Raw genomic sequence first — 15,757 nt, forward strand, 5'->3', positions numbered from 1 at the left:
ACGGTTTCTCAAAGGGAAATATTGTACTCAAATGGCGCGTTTCAAGCGGCAATGGTCAAGCAACGGTCACGACCGGCAAGATCCGGTCGCGAATGTACAGCCAATCCCGCCGCGGCAAACAACGCGCTGACCGCCGCCGCCTGTGTCGCGCCGATCTCGATACAGGCGACCCCGCCCGGCGCGATCTGCGCACCTAGCAGCGGGGCGAGGCGGCGGTAATCGTCGAGGCCGTCGGCGCCGGCATAAAGCGCGCTGGAGGGTTCATAGCGGGAGACTTCCGGCGGCAGCGCCGCGCCGTCCTCGATATAGGGCGGGTTGCACAGCACGAGATCGAACGCTTCCCCCGTCCCTTCCCAACCGCCGGCAACGATGACGGCGCGGCCAGGCGCGATGCGGGCGACATTGCGCGAGGCGATCTCCAGCGCGCGCGGCGACGCGTCGATCCCGACGCCGGTCGCATCCGGCCATTGATCGAGCGCGGCGAGCAGCAGCGCGCCCGAGCCGGTGCCGAGATCGAGCACGCGCCGCGGCCCTGCCGTGCCCGCGAAATGATTGACCGCAGCCTCGATCAGCGTCTCGCTGTCGGCACGCGGGATGAGGACGCCGGGCGCCACGTCGAGATCGATCGTCCAGAAGGCGCGCGTGCCGGTGATATAGGCGACGGGCTCGTGCGCCGCCCGCCGCTCGACCAGCGCTGCGAAGGTGGGCGGCACAGGCTGATCGGCAAGCGTCAGCAGCAGGCGTTCGCGCGTGATGCCGAGCGCACAGGCGAGCAGCAGTTCGGCATCGAGCCGGGGCGTTTCTGAGAAAGCGAAGCGCGCCGCCGCGGCGTTGAGCGCGGCCCGAGCGTTAGCCATCGAGCGTGGCCAGCCGCTCCGCCTCATCCTCCGCGATCAGCGCGCCGATCAGCTCGTCCATGTCGCCGGCAAGGATCTCGGGCAGGCGGTGCAGCGTCAGGTTGATGCGATGATCGGTCACGCGGCCCTGCGGGAAGTTGTAAGTGCGGATGCGTTCGGAGCGGTCACCGCTGCCCACCATCGACTTGCGCGCGCCGGCACGCTCCGCATGAAGCCGCTCGCGCTCCATCTCGTAGAGGCGCGTGCGCAGCACCTTCAGCGCCTTCGCCTTGTTCTTGTGCTGCGACTTCTCGTCCTGCTGGATAACCGTCAGCCCCGTGGGGATGTGGACGATGCGCACCGCGGAATCGGTGGTGTTGACCGACTGGCCGCCGGGGCCGGACGAGCGATAGATGTCGATGCGCAGATCCTTGTCGTCGATCTGCACGTCGACATCCTCCGCCTCCGGCAGCACCGCGACGGTGGCGGCGGAGGTGTGGATCCGCCCCCCGCTTTCGGTGACGGGCACGCGCTGCACGCGGTGGACGCCGCTTTCGAACTTCAGCTTCGCGAACACGCCGGTGCCGGTGACCGAGGCGACCACTTCCTTGTAGCCGCCGGCGTCGCTTTCCGAGGCGGAGATCAGCTCGACCCGCCACCCCTGACGCTCCGCATAGCGCTGGTACATGCGGAAGAGGTCCCCGGCGAACAGCGCGGCCTCGTCACCGCCAGTGCCGGCGCGCACTTCGAGCATCGCCGAGCGTTCATCCGCCGCATCGCGCGGCAGCAGCGCCAGCGCGAGCTTGCGGTCCGCCGCCTCCAGCGCGACCTTGTTCTCGCGCAGCTCGTCCTCGGCCATCGCCCGAAGCTCGGCATCGCCGTCGCCGGTCATGTGCGCGAGGCTTTCCGCCTCCTGCCGCAGACGCCGCACCTCCGCCGCCGCCTGCGCGACGGGCTCCAGCTCGGCATATTCCTTGGAAACCGCAACGAAGCGATCGCCCGGCAAGTCGCCGGTCGCCATCAGCGCGGCGAGCTCGTCACGCCGCGCCTCGATCTGTCGGATGCGGTCAAGCGAGATGGCGGTCATTGATGCGTCGCGATCACCGGATCGACGATGGCGCGCACCTGATCGATCTCGTCCTGCCCGGCGCCATAGCCGCGCTGCGACGCCTGAAGCGCGCCATCCCGCAGCGACAGGCTCATCGTCTGCGACGGCTTGCGCTTCAGCGCCTTGTCGAAGCGCTTGCGCGGGCTACCCTCGATCGTTGCTTCGGCCGCAACGCCGCCGCGGCGCAGCGCCGCGACCGCAGCGGTCGCCAGAAGCTCAAGCCCCGCGCTCTCAGCGATCACGTTGACCGGGCCAGCGAATTCCGGCTCCTCCAGCAGCATTGCCAGCCGCTCGACGCCAGCTGCCCAGCCAACGCCTGCGGTCGGCTGGCCACCAAGGCTTTCGATGAGGCCATCGTAGCGCCCGCCGGCCAGCACCGTGCCCTGCGCGCCGAGACGATCGGTGACGAACTCGAACGCGGTGTGGCGATAGTAATCGAGGCCGCGGACGAGGCGGTCGTTGCGGGTCCACTTCACGCCCGCCGCATCGAGCCCGGCGGTCACCGCATCGAAGAAGGCGCGGGCCTCTTCGGTCAGGAAATCGTCGATCCCCGGCGCGGCGTCGGCGATCGGGCGATCGCGCGGATCCTTGGAATCGAGGATGCGCATCGGATTCTTCTCGAGCCGCGTAAGGCTGTCCTCCGACAGGTCGCCGCGATGCGCCTCGAAATGCGCCACCAGCGCGGCACGCCAGGCGTCGCGGGTTTCCGCATCGCCCAAGGTATTGAGCTGAAGCGTCACGCCGTCGGCGATGCCGAGTTCATGGAGCAGCTGATCCGCGAGCGTCAGCAGCTCGACGTCAGCCGCCGGCTCGGGCGCGCCGAGGATTTCGGCGTCGATCTGGTGGAACTGGCGATAGCGCCCCTTCTGCGGACGCTCGTAGCGGAATACCGCGCCCGAGGTCGCGACCTTCAGCGGCGCGAACTGCTGCCACCCTTCGGTCAGATAAGCGCGGGCAATCCCGGCGGTGAACTCCGGTCGCAGCGTCAGCGAATCGCCGCCGCGATCGGGGAAGGTGTACATTTCCTTCGACACGACGTCGGTCGTCTCGCCGATCGAGCGGGCGAAGACTTCCGTCGCCTCGAACATCGGGATCTCGACACGCTGGAAGCAATAGAGCTTGCGCACGCGATCGAAGGTATCGAGCACATGGGCGAAGCGACGCTGTTCGCTGCCGAAAATGTCCTGCGTGCCGCGGACGCGGTTGGGAGTCTGGATACGGGCCATCACGGCCGCATCTAGGCGCGGCTTGCGCGGCGCGCTAGCACCTGAAACATGGCAAGGGCGCGCAGCCAGTGGCAGGTCGGCAAGACCATCGCTCCTCCGCGCTTCGTGGCGTTTGCCGTCCTGATGATCGTTGCCGTCACCGTTGCCGCGCTGGCGGGTGCCCCGGCCGGCCGCGCGCTGATGATCGGTTTCGACACGGCGAGCGCGCTGTTCCTTCTCTCGCTGTGGCCGCTGCTCGATGACAAGACCGCCGACATGCGGCGAACGGCGGAGGAGAATGACGCCAATCGATCAGCGTTGCTGGTGCTGACCGCGCTGGTGACGGCAGTGATCCTGGCCGCGGTGGCGAGTGAACTCGGCGGCGAGCACGCCGGCAGCGACAAGGCGCTGATCATCGCGACGCTGGCGGCGACGTGGCTGTTCTCGAACACCGCTTATGCGCTGCACTACGCCCATCTGTTCTACACCCAGGATCAGGGCAAGGACGCCGAGGGGCTGGACTTTCCTACCGGGGATGCGCCGGACTATTGGGACTTCATCTATTTCGCCTTCACGCTGGGCATGACGTTCCAGACGGCGGACGTGGCGATCCAGTCCCGCTCGATGCGGCGCGTGGCGATCGGGCACGGGCTCGCCGCCTTCGTCTTCAACCTTGGCGTCGTCGCCTTCACGATCAACATGCTGGGCAATTGAGCTTCGCGGCGTTGGACGCTAGCGAGGCTTTCCATGATCCGTCCTGTTATCGCGAGCGTCCTGCTCGCTTCCGCTGCCGTCGTTTCGGCACAGAATCCCGCTGGCAATTCCGCACCGAAGCCGGCCCCGTTCACCACCAGCATCCCCGATCCGGTGGACCAGCCCTATCCCGGCACGATCGTGCTGGACGTGGATGCGACCGACGTGACGCGCGGCATCTTCCGCGTGACCGAGACCATCCCCGTGGCGAAGGCCGGGCCGATGGTGCTGCTGTACCCGGCGTGGCTGCCTGGCAAGCACGGTCCGCGCGGCGAGATCGAGAAATTGTCCGGCCTCGTCATCACCGCTGACGGCAAGAAGCTACCGTGGACTCGCGACCCGGTCGACGTGTTCGCCTTTCACATCGACGTGCCGCAGGGCGCCAAATCGATCGAGGCGCGCTTCGAGTTCATCTCCGCGACGAAGCCCGACCAGGGCCGCGTGGCAATGACGCAGGAGATGCTGAGCCTGCAGCCGAACTCCGTCAGCCTTTATCCGGCCGGCTGGTTCACCCGGCAGATCCCGGTGAAGATGACGGTGAAATACCCTGCCGGGTGGACCGCATCGGGCGCCGTTCCCGCCAAGGTGAACGGATCGACCTATTCCTACGATCGCACCAATTACGAGGTGCTGGTCGATTCGCCGATCCTGGCGGGGCGTTACGGCAAGACCTTCGCGTTGACGCCGCGCGTGTCGCTGGCCGTATATGCCGATACGCCGGCCGAACTGGCCGCGACGCCGGCGCAGATCGATGCGCACAAGCGGCTGGTGGAACAGGCCGTAAAGGCGTTCGGCAGCCAGCATTACGACAAGTACACGTTCCTCCTGTCGATCAGCGACAGCCTGGGCGGGATCGGCCTCGAACATCACCGGTCGAGCGAGAACGGCGTGACGCCGGGCTACTTCACCCGCTGGAACGAGGGGCCGGGGCGGCGCAACCTGCTGCCGCACGAATTCACCCACAGCTGGAACGGCAAGTTCCGCCGCGGGGCGGATTCCTGGACGCCCGATTTCCGCACGCCGGTGCGCAATTCGCTGCTGTGGGTGTATGAAGGGCAGACGCAATTCTGGGGCTATGTGCTCCAGGCGCGATCGGGCCTCGTTTCGAAGCAGGACACGCTGGACCAGCTGGCCGCGATCGCCGCGCTTTATGACGGCCAGCCGGCGCGGCAGTGGCGCGACCTCATCGACACCACCAACGATCCGATCATCTCGGCACGCAAGCCCAAGGGTTGGACGAGCTGGCAGCGGAGCGAGGATTATTACAACGAGGGCCTGCTCGTCTGGCTGGAAGTGGACGCCAAGCTGCGCGAGCTTTCGGCCGGCAAGAAGTCGATCGACGATTTCGCCAAGGCCTTCTTCGGCGTGCGCGACGGCGACTGGGGCGTGCTGACCTATACGTTCGACGATGTCGTCGCGACGCTGAACAAAATCCAGCCGTATGACTGGCGCACACTGCTGACCGAGCGGCTGACCGAGCATGGCAAGGGTGCACCGCTCAACGGCTTCGAAGGCAACGGCTATCGGCTGGTCTATACCGCCGAGGCACCGCCGTCGTTCCGGCATGGCGAGAAGACGCGCAAGGTGACCGACCTCACCTATTCCGGCGGCTTCGTCGTTGGCGCGAACAACGAGGTTACGTCCGTCACCTGGGGATCGCCGGCCTTCGACGCAGGGTTGACGATCGGCACGACGATCGTGTCGGTGAATGGCCTTGGCTATTCGGACGAGCGGATGAAGTCTGCGATCGCCGCGGCAAAGGATAACCCGCAACCGATCCAGTTGTGGGTGCGTAAGGGCGACCATTATCGGCAAGTCGCGCTCGACTGGCACGGCGGGCTGCGCTACCCGCGGCTCGAAAAGATTGGCTCGGGAGAAGCCGGACTGGATCGCCTGCTGTCGCCCAGGTGAGCTTGCGGCGCATCATCATCGCTAAAGTGAAAGAGGAATAACATGCGCATCGATATGGTGCCGACGGGGGACAACCCGCCGCACAGCCTGAACGTCATCATCGAAGTGCCGACCGGTGGCGAGCCGGTGAAGTATGAGTTCGACAAGGCCAGCGGTGCGCTGTTCGTCGATCGCATCCTGCACACGCCGATGCGCTATCCGGCAAACTACGGCTTCGTGCCGCACACGCTGTCGCCCGACGGGGATCCGCTCGACGCGCTGGTCGTGTCGCGCTCGCCGTTCATCCCGGGCTGCGTCGTGCGCGCGCGGCCGATCGCGGTGCTGAACCTCGAGGACGAGGCGGGCGGCGACGAGAAGCTCGTTTGCGTGCCGGTCGACCAGACCTTCCCTTATTACTCGAACGTCGGCGAGAAGGACGATCTGCCTGAGATCGTCTTCCAGCAGATCGAGCATTTCTTCACCCACTATAAGGACCTGGAGAAGAAGAAGTGGGTCCGCATCGGCAAGTGGGGCGGCGCTGACGAGGCGCGGCAGATCACGGTCGAGGCGATCGAGCGCTACAACGAAGCCAAGGCGCAAGGCGAAGAGCCGCACGACCATGACGTGCCGGGTCGCGGCTGAGAGCGGAACCTGAACGGAACGCCCCTCCCCCGTGCGGGAGGGGCGGCCCTTGCCTCAATGCCTTTACCTCAATGCGCGGTGAGCTTCAGCCCCGCGATGCACAGCACGACGCCGAAGATCAGCGCGATGCGCACCGGCGTCGCCGGCTCGCCATAGAAGGCGATGCCCACCAGCACCGTCCCCAGCGCGCCGATGCCGCCCCACACCGCGTAAGCGGTGCCCATCGAGATCGAGCGCGAGGCATATTCCAGCAGCGCCATCGACGCCGTCACCGAGCCGAGGAAGCCGGCCGTCCAGCCGAGGTTGCGGAACCCCTCGACGTGGCGAAGGCAGGTGGTGAAGCCGACCTCGAACAGGCCGCCGATGACCAGCCACACCCAGGCCATCAGCGCTCGCCCGCCCGCGAATGTTGAGGAAGTTGAGGCGATCGCACGTTTTTCTCCAACACCGATGATCTTCCCTGCCGCACAACGCGGCTGTGCCACGGAGCGGGGCCTGTAGGACAGGAATACCTTCGGATCACCCCTTGCGGGGCAAGCGGTCAGCGGCCGGCGAGCGCCTGCAGCGCGGCGCCGGTGACGCGCTGCGTCGTCCATTCGTCCTGCGGGACGGCGCCCTTGGCGCGATAGAATTCGAGCGCAGGCGTGTTCCAGTCGAGCACCGTCCATTCCAGCCGCGGGCAACCGCGGTCCAGCGCCAGCCCCGCAAGTGCCCTTAGCAGCGCCGCGCCGGCGCCCGACCCGCGCGCCTCGGGCGTCACGTACAGATCCTCCAGCCACAGGCCGCGCCGGCCCGTCCAGGTGGAGAAGGTGTGGAAGAAGAGGGCAAAGCCGATACTCTCCCCGTCGCGCTCCGCAATCAGCGCCTCGGCCGCCGGGGAAGCGCCGAACAGCGCATCGCGCAGCATCGGCTCGGTCGTCTCCACCGCGTCCGGCTCCCGCTCGTAGGCCGCAAGCTCGCGGATGAAGCGCAGCATGGTCGCCGCGTCATCGGGTGTCGCGGGGCGGATGGTGACGGTCATGCGGTTTGCTCCAGGCTTTGCGCAGCGATGTCGCGGCGGCGCGCGGCATAGACGCAGGCAGCGACGATCACGACCGCGCCAACGAGGGTGAAGGGCGACACGCGTTCCCCGAAGATCAGGAAACCGAGCACCGCGGCATAAACGAAGGAGGTGTACTCGGTCATCGCCAGATACCCCGCCTCGCCATGCGTATAGGCGAAGGAGAGCATCATCATCGACACGAAGCTGAGCAGCGCGGCCAGTGCAAGCGGCGCGAGCCCGGAGAGCGGCGGGACGACCGCCAGCCACGGCGCGGCGCAGGCGAGCAGGACGAGGATCACCAGTGATTGCAGGCACGCCGTTTCGGCCGGGCGGGCGGCCAGCGACTGCATCCGCGTGAGGATGAGATTGATCGCATAGAGCACGGCCGAGGCGAGCACCGCGATCGCTCCCTCGAACGCTTCGGGGCCGAGCGCGGCACGTGCCTGGCCGACAAAAATGGTGGCGATACCGAGGCTTGCCGCGATCGAGGCGATGATCGTACGGCGCGAAATCCGCTCCTTCAGCCACCAGGCGGCAAGGATCAGCGCCAGCAGCGGCGCAATATAGGACAAGGCAATTGCCTGTGCCATCGGCACACGGGCCAGCCCCCAGAAGAACAGAAGTGCCATGGCGCAAGTAACGGCGCCGCGCGTGACGTGGAGCGTGAGCGCGCGGCGACTGGGCCGGCGGTAGCCCACGACGCGCCAGGCGGCCGCGCCGAGCGCGACATTGCCGAACGAGCGCCACAGCAAGGTGTTGTAGACGCCGAGCGCGAGCACCAGTCCCTTCATCACCGCATCCATGATGGAAAACAGCCCGATTCCGCCCGCGGCGACCGCAAAGGCTACCCCGATCGAGATCGTCCTGTCGGGTGCAGCCTCGCTCATCCGTCCCCGTTATCGGGCTTCGGTGGCGCTGGCGAGATACTGTGCATGGGCCAAGGAACGGACCTGCACCGCTGCCGTGAAATGCGCCGCCAAACGGAGTCTTACGGCGCGATTTTCGCGCTGTGGCACCGTTGTCAGGCGAAAACCGTTAAACAGTGCTAAACCAGTTAACGCCAGATGAACGAGTAGTTGTTCTGAGCCCTCCCCAAATAAAACCGGGTTCAGATTTTAGAACATGATACTCCTTTCTGAACAAAATTTTGACGAATCCCGGCCAAGCGGTTGACCAGCGGAATTGTCTTGCTATGGCGACAAAAACGTAAGGAGCCTCGCATGAACGAAGATACCGTTGACACAAATGCGGTCGAGCTGGCCACCGAACTGACGATCGCGTGGCTTTCCAATCCTAACACCCGCGCGTCCAGCGATGAGGTGCCGGGTTTCCTGCAGAAGATGCATGAGGCCGTCAGCCAGCTTTCGACCACCGGTCAGGCTGTGACGTCCGAAGAGCCGGCCAGCGAATATTCGCCGGCGGTTTCCGTCCGCAAGTCGCTTGCCTCTAAGGATCACATCATTTCGATGATCGACGGCAAGCCTTACAAGACGCTGCGCCGCCATCTTGCCGGCCACGGCCTGACCCCGGCCGAATACCGTCAGCGCTACGGCCTGAAGCCGGATTATCCGATGGTCGCCGAGACCTATTCGGAAGCGCGCCGCGCGATGGCCAAGAAGATCGGCCTGGGCCGCAAGCCCGGCATGACCCGCAAGGGCGCCGAAGCGGCCGAGACCGGTGCAAAGCGCGGGCGCAAGCCGGCGGCGGCAGCGGCCGGCGACGAATAAAGACCGAGCGGGTCGGGTGGCCGAACTGGTGCCCGATCTGCGAGCCGCGCTCGGCGGCAAGATCCGAGCGCTTGTCGGCTCGGGCGAAGTCGACCTGTCTCGTCCCCCAGGCGATGACGGCCTCTTCGGCCCGAGCTCCGTCGCATGGCGAGTCCATGCCGACTTTTCGGCCATGATGATCGGCGGCGTTTCCGCGCTGCTGCTACAGATGCTTCATCCACGCGCGCTGGCCGGCGTGTGGGACCACAGCGACTTTCGACGCGATCGGTTCGGCCGGCTTCGCCGCACCGCGCAGTTCATTTCCGTCACCACGTTCGGCAGCACGCAATCCGCCGAGCGCACGATCGCCAAGGTGCGGTCGATCCACGATCATGTCCACGGAACGCTGCCGGATGGCACGCCGTACGATGCGAACGATCCGGAATTGCTGACCTGGGTTCACGTTGCCGAGGTCGACAGCTTCCTGCGCGCATTCCTGCGGTATCGCGAGCCGGGGATGACCGGCGAGGACCAGGACCGCTATCTGTCGGAAACCGCCACCATCGCGCGCCGGCTGGGCGCCACCGACGTGCCCGCAACACGGCGTGACGTTGAAGCTTATTATCGACAGGTGCGCAGCGAGCTGCGCTGCGATGTGCGCACCCGTGACGTGGCAAATGCGCTGCTGGCTTCCGGCCCGGACCCACTGACGCGCTCGGCGCTGGCGGTGATCGCGCCGGCGGGGCTGGATCTGCTGCCAGCCTGGGCCGCGACGATGCACGGGCGCGCGCCCTCCCCGCTCGCTCGCCCGGCGGTTCGGCTGAGTGCGCGGGGGATGAATGGCGTGCTGCGCTGGGCGTTGAAGCGGCGGTGAGTGTTTGAGCGCGGTGGGCGCTGCTTTTCCTGACCAGTGGAAGAAGCGGGACCCCGACCCAGGGGCCGGGGTGACGCATCATTAGGGGGCGGCCTGGGGCCTTAGATCCGCACCATCTTCAGCATCGGTTCGTGATACCGCGGGCCGGCGGTGCCGCCGCGCGGTGCGGCGGCGTCGAGCGCGGTGAGATCGTCGACGGTCAGCACCACCTCGGGCGCCTTGGCCGAATCCTCCATCGTCGCGCGGCGCTTCGATCCGGGGATCGGCACCACGTCCTCGCCCTGCGCGAGCAGCCAGGCGAGCGCGACCTGCGCGGCGCTGACGCCGTGTGCGTCGGCGATCCGCTTCACCACCGCCACCGCTTCCATGTTGCGCTCGAAATTGCCCTCAGCATAGCGCGGATCGTTGAGGCGATAGTCACCCTCCTTCAGCTCGTCGCGCGAGGTGATCGAGCCGGTGAGGAAGCCGCGGCCAAGCGGACTGTAGGGCACGAAGCCGATGCCGAGTTCGCGGCAGGTGGGCAGGATTTCTTCCTCCACGTCCCGCTCCCACAGCGAATATTCGCTCTGCAGCGCGGCGATCGGGTGAACCGCGGCGGCGCGGCGAATGGTGCCGACCCCAGCCTCGGACAGGCCGATGTGGCGGATCTTCCCTTCGGCCTTCAGCTCCGCCAGCGTGCCGACGACGTCCTCGATTGGTACGTTCGGATCGACGCGATGCTGGTAATAGAGGTCGATCGTGTCGATGCCGAGCCGCTGGAGCGAACCTTCGCAGGCGCGGCGGATGTTCGCAGGCTGCGAATTGATCCCATAGTTTCCATTGGGGCCGAGGAAGCCGAACTTGGTGGCGATGACGAGGCCGTGGCGCTTGCCCCTGATCGCGCGGCCTAGCAGTTCTTCGTTGAACAGCGGGCCATAGATCTCGGCCGTGTCGAAGAAGGTAATGCCGAGATCGATCGCGCGGTGAATGGTGGCGATGCTTTCGTCATCATTGGCCACGCCATAGTTGAGCCGGCCGCCTTCCTTGCTGGCCATCGGCATGCAGCCGATGCCGATCGCGGAAACCTTCAGCCCATCACCCAGTGTGCGGTATTTCATGGCAAATCCTCCAGGATCATGTCCGCCTCGTCAGTCGGCGTCCGCTCACCGCGCGCGAGCGTCACCGTCGTCGCAATGTCCCACATGACGTTGCCCAGCGTGCGGACAATGTCGGGCATCGTCTCGACCGCGACGAGCAGCCCCAGCGGCACGGTGGGCGCCCCAATCGCCGCGCAGACCGGCGCGACCGAGCTGATGTAGCTGACCGTGCCCGGCAGGCTGACCGCGCCGAGCGACATCAACGCAGCCACCAGCGTGCCGATCGCCATCGTACCGAACGTCAGCGGCACGCCGAACCAGTGCGCGATATAGATGGCGACCGCGAAGTTCATCGCCGGGCCGGTGGCGCGCAGCAGCGCGACCGCGAGCGGCAGCGTAACGCCCGCCGTCGCCACCGGCACGCCGAGCGAATGGGCGCTCGACAGCATCGCCGGCAGGCTGGCCAGCGAAGATTGCGTCGAGACGGCGACCGCCTGGCTCGGCAGGGCGGCGCGCGAGAAGCGGGCCAGCGACACCCGCCCGCCAAACATCGCTGTCGGGTACGCCAGCAGCGACACGACCACGCCGACCGCCGAGACGATCAGGATATAATGGACGAGCGCGTGGAAGGCGCCGCTGCCGGCGCGGGCGCCGACGACCAGCGCGAGCGCGAAAACGCCCACGGGGCCGATCCACAGGATCCAGCCGATCACCACCAGCATCGTATCGCGCACGGCAGTGAACATGTGCACGAGAAGCGCGCGAAGCTCCGCATCGATGCGCATCAGCGCAAAGGCGAAGATCAGCGCGAAGATGATCATCGAGAGGAAATTGCTGTCGGCCGCGGCGCGCACGACATTGTTGGGCACGATCCCGGCGAAGAACTCGCCGAGCGGCGGCACCGGCGGATTGGGCGCGACGCCGGTCAGCGCCTGGCGCAGCGCCGCGCCGGACTCGGCGGGGAGCGGGGCGATCTCCAGGAACACGGGCGTCAGCAGCCCCGCTGCCAGCGCCGAGCCGAACATGACCATGACGTACAGCAGCACCGCACGGCCAGCGAGCCGGCCGGCCTGCGCCGCCTCCGCGGTCGCCGCGACACCCGTCACCAGCAGCGAGAAGACGAGCGGGACGATCGTCATCTGCAGCGCGTTCAGCCATGCCTGGCCGATCGGCTGCGCGACGCTGGCGGTCGGCTCGACCGCGGCGGGCGCAATGGCGGCAAGGATGATGCCGCCGACCAGCCCCACGACCAGCGCCAGAAGAATACGAGTAGATTGAGACATCAGGCCTTTCACGCTCCTCGTCGCCACGGACTTGTTCCGCGGTGCGCCGTTCGGCAAGAGCCAAACGGTTCTGCGTCACCCCAAGTGCCGCGACAAGTATCGAGCAACCGGAGAAGCGGCGTGGCACGCAAGTATTTCGGCACCGACGGCATCCGCGGCCTGACGAACATCAGCCCGATGACGGCAGAAATGGCGATGAAGGTCGGCATGGCGGCGGGCGCCTATTTCGTGCGCGGCGATCATCGCCACCGCGTGGTGATCGGCAAGGATACGCGCCTGTCGGGCTACATGCTGGAAAATGCGCTGGTGGCCGGCTTTACCGCGGTGGGCATGGACGTGGTGCTGCTTGGCCCGATGCCGACGCCTGCGGTGGCGATGCTGACGCAATCAATGCGCGCCGACATCGGCGTGATGATCTCCGCCAGCCACAATCCATTTGCCGACAATGGCATCAAGCTGTTCGGGCCGGACGGCTACAAGCTGTCCGACGAAGCGGAGACGGCCATCGAGGCGCTGATCGACGGCGACATCCCGCTTGCCGCCGCGGGCGACATCGGCCGCGCGCGCCGCGTGGAGGATGCGCGCGGGCGCTATATCCACTTCGCCAAGTCCACCTTCCCGGCCGATGCCCGGCTGGATGGCATGAAGGTGGTGGTCGATTGCGCCAACGGCGCGGCGTATCAGGTCGCACCGTCGGCACTGTGGGAGCTCGGCGCGGAAGTGGTGGCGATCGGCGTCGAGCCGAACGGCAAGAACATCAACCATCACGTGGGATCAACCGCGCCGCAGACGCTGTCCGAGACGGTCGTGGCGAGCGGCGCGGCGATCGGCATCGCGCTGGACGGGGACGCGGACCGGCTGATCGTGGTCGACGAGCGCGGCCGTGTGGTCGACGGCGACCAGCTGATGGCGACGATCGCGACCAGTTTCGCGCGCCGCGGGGCGCTCGCCGGCGGTGGGCTGGTCGCGACCGTCATGTCGAACCTCGGGCTTGAGCGGCATCTCGCCGCGCAGGGGCTGGGGCTGGTGCGCACGTCGGTGGGCGACCGCTACGTCCTCGAGGCGATGCGCGCGCGCGGCTACAATGTCGGGGGCGAGCAATCGGGGCACATCATCCTGTCGGATTATGGCACCACCGGCGACGGTCTGGTCGCCGCGCTGCAGATCCTGGCCGAGGTGCAGCGCACCGGCGCGCCGGCGAGCGAGGTGCTGCACCGCTTCGAACCGCTGCCGCAGCTGTTGAAGAACGTGAAATATGCGCGCGGCGCCAAGCCGCTGGAGGCAGACAGCGTGCGCGAGACGATCGCGGCGGCGGAGGAGGAACTGTCGGGCAGCGGCCGGCTGGTCATCCGCCCGTCCGGCACCGAGCCGGTGATCCGCGTGATGGCGGAAGGCGATGATGCGGCGCAGGTGGAAGCGGTGGTGGACCGCATCTGCGACGCGGTGCGCGCCGCGGCCTGAGCTACGGTCAGTCCCCTCCCCTGTTGGGGGAGGGGTCAGGCGATCAGTCGCCCGTCACGCGCGCGGGGCCGAGATCGCCCTGCCCGACGGTATTGCTGGCCATCGCCAGCATCGCGTCGAGGCTCTTCTTGGCCTTGAGGCGCAGATCCTCGTCCATCTCGATCCGCGGCTCGAGATCGCGCAGCGCGACGTAGAGCTTCTCCATCGTGTTGAGCGCCATGTACGGGCAGATGTTGCAGTTGCAGTTGCCGTCGGCGCCCGGCGCACCGATGAAGGTCTTGCCCGGCAGCGCCTTTTCCATCTGGTGGATGATGTGCGGCTCGGTCGCGACGATCAGCGTGTCGCCCGAGAACTCGCCCGCATAGGCAAGGATGCCGCTCGTCGAACCCACGTAATCGGCGTGATCGAGGATCACCGGCGGGCATTCCGGGTGCGCCGCGATCGGCGCGTCCGGATGCTGCGCCTTCAGCTTGAGGAGCTCGGTTTCGCTGAACGCCTCGTGCACGATGCACACGCCCGGCCAGAGGATGAGATCACGGCCGGTCTTGCGCGCGAGATAGCCGCCGAGGTTGCGATCCGGGCCGAAAATGATCTTCTGGTCCTTCGGGATCTGCGACAGGATCTTTTCCGCCGACGACGACGTGACGATCACGTCGGAGAGCGCCTTCACCGCCGCGGAGCAGTTGATGTAGGTGAGCGCGATCGCATCCGGGTGCTGCGCGCGGAAGGCGGCGAACTGCTCGGGCGGGCAGCTGTCCTCAAGCGAGCAGCCGGCATCCATGTCGGGCAGGATCACCGTCTTCTGGGGCGAGAGGATCTTTGCCGTCTCGGCCATGAAGCGCACGCCGCAGAAGGCGATGACGTCAGCGTCGGTCGCCTGCGCCTTGCGCGACAGATCGAGGCTGTCGCCGACGAAATCGGCGAGATCCTGGATCTCCGGCTTCTGATAATAATGGGCGAGGATCACCGCATTACGCTCTTTGCGAAGGCGGTCGATCTCGGCGCGGATGTCGACGCCCTTGAGGTTCTGCGGCTGGTCCATGCCGTGCAGATGGCCCGGCAGGCGCGATCGATCAAGCCATCGGCGGGAAAGGCGGATATTCATAGGGCGCGACAGCCGCGCCGGGCGAACCGGCAACCACCGCGCGATAGATGGCCGCGCCCGCCGGGGTGATGGCGATCACGTCCATCATCGCCTGCATGCCGACCAGCACCCAGGCGCCCGCCAGCCACGCCGGATGCACCCGCCCACGCCGTCGCCAGTCATAGAAGGCGCCGACAATCGGAAAGAGCATCATCGCCGCGAACATGCCCCAGGCGGTGAAGGGGATCATCAAGGGCGCGGGCAGCAGCCGCCCGAAAGCGGGACCCATGATCGCCGTCATCGCGCAGATCACCAGCCGGCGATGCCATTCGGTGCGCCGCCGCCACGCGACCGCCCACCACAGGAGCACCGCGAAGGTGAGGACGGCGAGCGTGTTCATGACGATGAAGTAGGCCGGCAGGAAGAAAAAGGGCACGTGGCCGGCGCGCATCATCGCCACCGTGGTGGAGACGCCGACCACCACCATCAGCGCGGCCCAGCCAGCACCGAGCCAGCCGAGGCGGCGATGACGCCTCACCTGCCCGCTGGCGGCAAGCCACGTCTGGAAGACGAAGAAGCCGATCCAGCCCATGAACACCAATGCATGAAGATGGACGAGCGGCGGCGCGCCGAAGCTGGACCGCCCCATGACATATTGCGTGCCGAAGCCGAGGACATTGATGATCGCCATCGCGGCGGCGAGGGCAAAGAAGAACCCCCGATCGTCACGAAGTGCAGCACGTGTCGGCGCGATGCTGGCCATCGCGAGTCTCCCCTTCCCGAGTACTTCGATTTAG

16 protein-coding genes are annotated in these 15,757 nt (G+C 66.8%); 6 read left to right on the forward strand and 10 right to left on the reverse strand.

Features of this window, described 5'->3' with window-relative positions; translation table 11 throughout:
* Positions 1-41: 41 nt before the first annotated feature.
* Genes prmC through hisS form a run of 3 tightly spaced genes read right to left on the reverse strand, consistent with a single transcriptional unit; the run spans position 42 to position 3,170 of the window.
* Complete coding sequence (prmC, locus tag ACH0AE_RS12230; protein ID WP_294442787.1) at positions 42-857, reverse strand: peptide chain release factor N(5)-glutamine methyltransferase; 816 nt, start codon at positions 855-857, stop codon at positions 42-44.
* Positions 850-1,923: a peptide chain release factor 1 gene (gene prfA / locus ACH0AE_RS12235; protein WP_294442786.1), complete on the reverse strand. Its 1,074-nt coding sequence runs from the start codon at positions 1,921-1,923 to the stop codon at positions 850-852. The genes prmC and prfA overlap by 8 nt, the downstream gene beginning before the upstream one ends.
* Positions 1,920-3,170, reverse strand: coding sequence for a histidine--tRNA ligase (gene hisS, locus ACH0AE_RS12240; RefSeq protein ID WP_294442785.1), 1,251 nt, complete (start codon positions 3,168-3,170; stop codon positions 1,920-1,922). Before hisS ends, prfA begins: the two co-directional genes overlap by 4 nt.
* Before the next feature lie 48 nt (positions 3,171-3,218).
* On the opposite strand from hisS, the gene ACH0AE_RS12245 reads away from it, so the two are divergent.
* The 3 genes from ACH0AE_RS12245 to ppa are packed head-to-tail and all read left to right on the forward strand — an operon-like array spanning position 3,219 to position 6,434.
* Positions 3,219-3,863, forward strand: a complete 645-nt coding sequence (locus ACH0AE_RS12245; RefSeq protein ID WP_294442784.1) for a DUF1345 domain-containing protein — start codon at positions 3,219-3,221, stop codon at positions 3,861-3,863.
* 33 nt (positions 3,864-3,896) lie between these two features.
* Complete coding sequence (locus tag ACH0AE_RS12250) at positions 3,897-5,813, forward strand: M61 family metallopeptidase (RefSeq protein ID WP_406875765.1); 1,917 nt, start codon at positions 3,897-3,899, stop codon at positions 5,811-5,813.
* A gap of 42 nt (positions 5,814-5,855) precedes the next feature.
* Positions 5,856-6,434, forward strand: coding sequence for an inorganic diphosphatase (gene ppa, locus ACH0AE_RS12255; RefSeq protein WP_406875766.1), 579 nt, complete (start codon positions 5,856-5,858; stop codon positions 6,432-6,434).
* A gap of 68 nt (positions 6,435-6,502) precedes the next feature.
* On the opposite strand, the gene ACH0AE_RS12260 is transcribed toward ppa, so the two are convergent.
* From ACH0AE_RS12260 to ACH0AE_RS12270, 3 genes are all read right to left on the reverse strand, one after another.
* Positions 6,503-6,820 carry a multidrug efflux SMR transporter gene (locus ACH0AE_RS12260; protein ID WP_294444724.1) on the reverse strand — a complete coding sequence of 106 codons (318 nt, stop codon included), beginning with the start codon at positions 6,818-6,820 and terminating at the stop codon, positions 6,503-6,505.
* 155 nt (positions 6,821-6,975) lie between these two features.
* On the reverse strand, positions 6,976-7,455 hold the full coding sequence (locus tag ACH0AE_RS12265) for a GNAT family N-acetyltransferase (protein WP_294444722.1): 480 nt from the start codon (positions 7,453-7,455) through the stop codon (positions 6,976-6,978).
* Positions 7,452-8,363 (reverse strand): DMT family transporter, encoded by a 912-nt coding sequence (locus ACH0AE_RS12270; protein WP_294444721.1) that lies wholly within the window; start codon positions 8,361-8,363, stop codon positions 7,452-7,454. The genes ACH0AE_RS12265 and ACH0AE_RS12270 overlap by 4 nt, the downstream gene beginning before the upstream one ends.
* A 333-nt stretch (positions 8,364-8,696) precedes the next feature.
* Between ACH0AE_RS12270 and ACH0AE_RS12275 the strand changes: the two genes are divergently transcribed.
* Positions 8,697-9,203: a MucR family transcriptional regulator gene (locus tag ACH0AE_RS12275; protein WP_294444720.1), complete on the forward strand. Its 507-nt coding sequence runs from the start codon at positions 8,697-8,699 to the stop codon at positions 9,201-9,203.
* Positions 9,204-9,219: 16 nt separating this feature from the next.
* Positions 9,220-10,056, forward strand: coding sequence for an oxygenase MpaB family protein (locus ACH0AE_RS12280; RefSeq protein ID WP_294444719.1), 837 nt, complete (start codon positions 9,220-9,222; stop codon positions 10,054-10,056).
* 101 nt (positions 10,057-10,157) lie between these two features.
* On the opposite strand, the gene ACH0AE_RS12285 is transcribed toward ACH0AE_RS12280, so the two are convergent.
* Together ACH0AE_RS12285 and ACH0AE_RS12290 are read right to left on the reverse strand one after the other, a co-directional pair.
* On the reverse strand, positions 10,158-11,153 hold the full coding sequence (locus ACH0AE_RS12285) for an aldo/keto reductase (protein ID WP_294444718.1): 996 nt from the start codon (positions 11,151-11,153) through the stop codon (positions 10,158-10,160).
* Positions 11,150-12,415, reverse strand: coding sequence for a dicarboxylate/amino acid:cation symporter (locus ACH0AE_RS12290; protein WP_294444717.1), 1,266 nt, complete (start codon positions 12,413-12,415; stop codon positions 11,150-11,152). Before ACH0AE_RS12290 ends, ACH0AE_RS12285 begins: the two co-directional genes overlap by 4 nt.
* Positions 12,416-12,535: 120 nt before the next feature.
* Between ACH0AE_RS12290 and glmM the strand changes: the two genes are divergently transcribed.
* Positions 12,536-13,876, forward strand: coding sequence for a phosphoglucosamine mutase (glmM, locus tag ACH0AE_RS12295; protein WP_294444716.1), 1,341 nt, complete (start codon positions 12,536-12,538; stop codon positions 13,874-13,876).
* A 43-nt stretch (positions 13,877-13,919) separates the two neighbouring features.
* On the opposite strand, the gene nadA is transcribed toward glmM, so the two are convergent.
* Both nadA and ACH0AE_RS12305 read right to left on the reverse strand, forming a co-directional pair.
* Positions 13,920-14,918: a quinolinate synthase NadA gene (gene nadA / locus ACH0AE_RS12300; protein WP_294444725.1), complete on the reverse strand. Its 999-nt coding sequence runs from the start codon at positions 14,916-14,918 to the stop codon at positions 13,920-13,922.
* Positions 14,919-14,949: 31 nt separating this feature from the next.
* Positions 14,950-15,723, reverse strand: a complete 774-nt coding sequence (locus tag ACH0AE_RS12305; RefSeq protein ID WP_294444715.1) for a hypothetical protein — start codon at positions 15,721-15,723, stop codon at positions 14,950-14,952.
* Positions 15,724-15,757: the final 34 nt, after the last annotated feature.

Origin of the sequence: Sphingomonas sp. 179-A 2A2 NHS, assembly GCF_045371305.1 — a bacterium.
Classification (GTDB): domain Bacteria; phylum Pseudomonadota; class Alphaproteobacteria; order Sphingomonadales; family Sphingomonadaceae; genus Sphingomonas.

Excerpts from the sequence above, each read along its gene's own strand:
- prmC (WP_294442787.1), bottom strand. The coding sequence starts at position 857 with ATGGCTAACGCTCGGGCCGCGCTCAACGCCGCGGCGGCGCGCTTCGCT.
- prfA (WP_294442786.1), bottom strand. The coding sequence starts at position 1,923 with ATGACCGCCATCTCGCTTGACCGCATCCGACAGATCGAGGCGCGGCGT.
- hisS (WP_294442785.1), bottom strand. The coding sequence starts at position 3,170 with ATGGCCCGTATCCAGACTCCCAACCGCGTCCGCGGCACGCAGGACATT.
- ACH0AE_RS12245 (WP_294442784.1), top strand. The coding sequence starts at position 3,219 with ATGGCAAGGGCGCGCAGCCAGTGGCAGGTCGGCAAGACCATCGCTCCT.
- ACH0AE_RS12250 (WP_406875765.1), top strand. The coding sequence starts at position 3,897 with ATGATCCGTCCTGTTATCGCGAGCGTCCTGCTCGCTTCCGCTGCCGTC.
- ppa (WP_406875766.1), top strand. The coding sequence starts at position 5,856 with ATGCGCATCGATATGGTGCCGACGGGGGACAACCCGCCGCACAGCCTG.
- ACH0AE_RS12260 (WP_294444724.1), bottom strand. The coding sequence starts at position 6,820 with ATGGCCTGGGTGTGGCTGGTCATCGGCGGCCTGTTCGAGGTCGGCTTC.
- ACH0AE_RS12265 (WP_294444722.1), bottom strand. The coding sequence starts at position 7,455 with ATGACCGTCACCATCCGCCCCGCGACACCCGATGACGCGGCGACCATG.
- ACH0AE_RS12270 (WP_294444721.1), bottom strand. The coding sequence starts at position 8,363 with ATGAGCGAGGCTGCACCCGACAGGACGATCTCGATCGGGGTAGCCTTT.
- ACH0AE_RS12275 (WP_294444720.1), top strand. The coding sequence starts at position 8,697 with ATGAACGAAGATACCGTTGACACAAATGCGGTCGAGCTGGCCACCGAA.
- ACH0AE_RS12285 (WP_294444718.1), bottom strand. The coding sequence starts at position 11,153 with ATGAAATACCGCACACTGGGTGATGGGCTGAAGGTTTCCGCGATCGGC.
- ACH0AE_RS12290 (WP_294444717.1), bottom strand. The coding sequence starts at position 12,415 with ATGTCTCAATCTACTCGTATTCTTCTGGCGCTGGTCGTGGGGCTGGTC.
- nadA (WP_294444725.1), bottom strand. The coding sequence starts at position 14,918 with ATGGACCAGCCGCAGAACCTCAAGGGCGTCGACATCCGCGCCGAGATC.
- ACH0AE_RS12305 (WP_294444715.1), bottom strand. The coding sequence starts at position 15,723 with ATGGCCAGCATCGCGCCGACACGTGCTGCACTTCGTGACGATCGGGGG.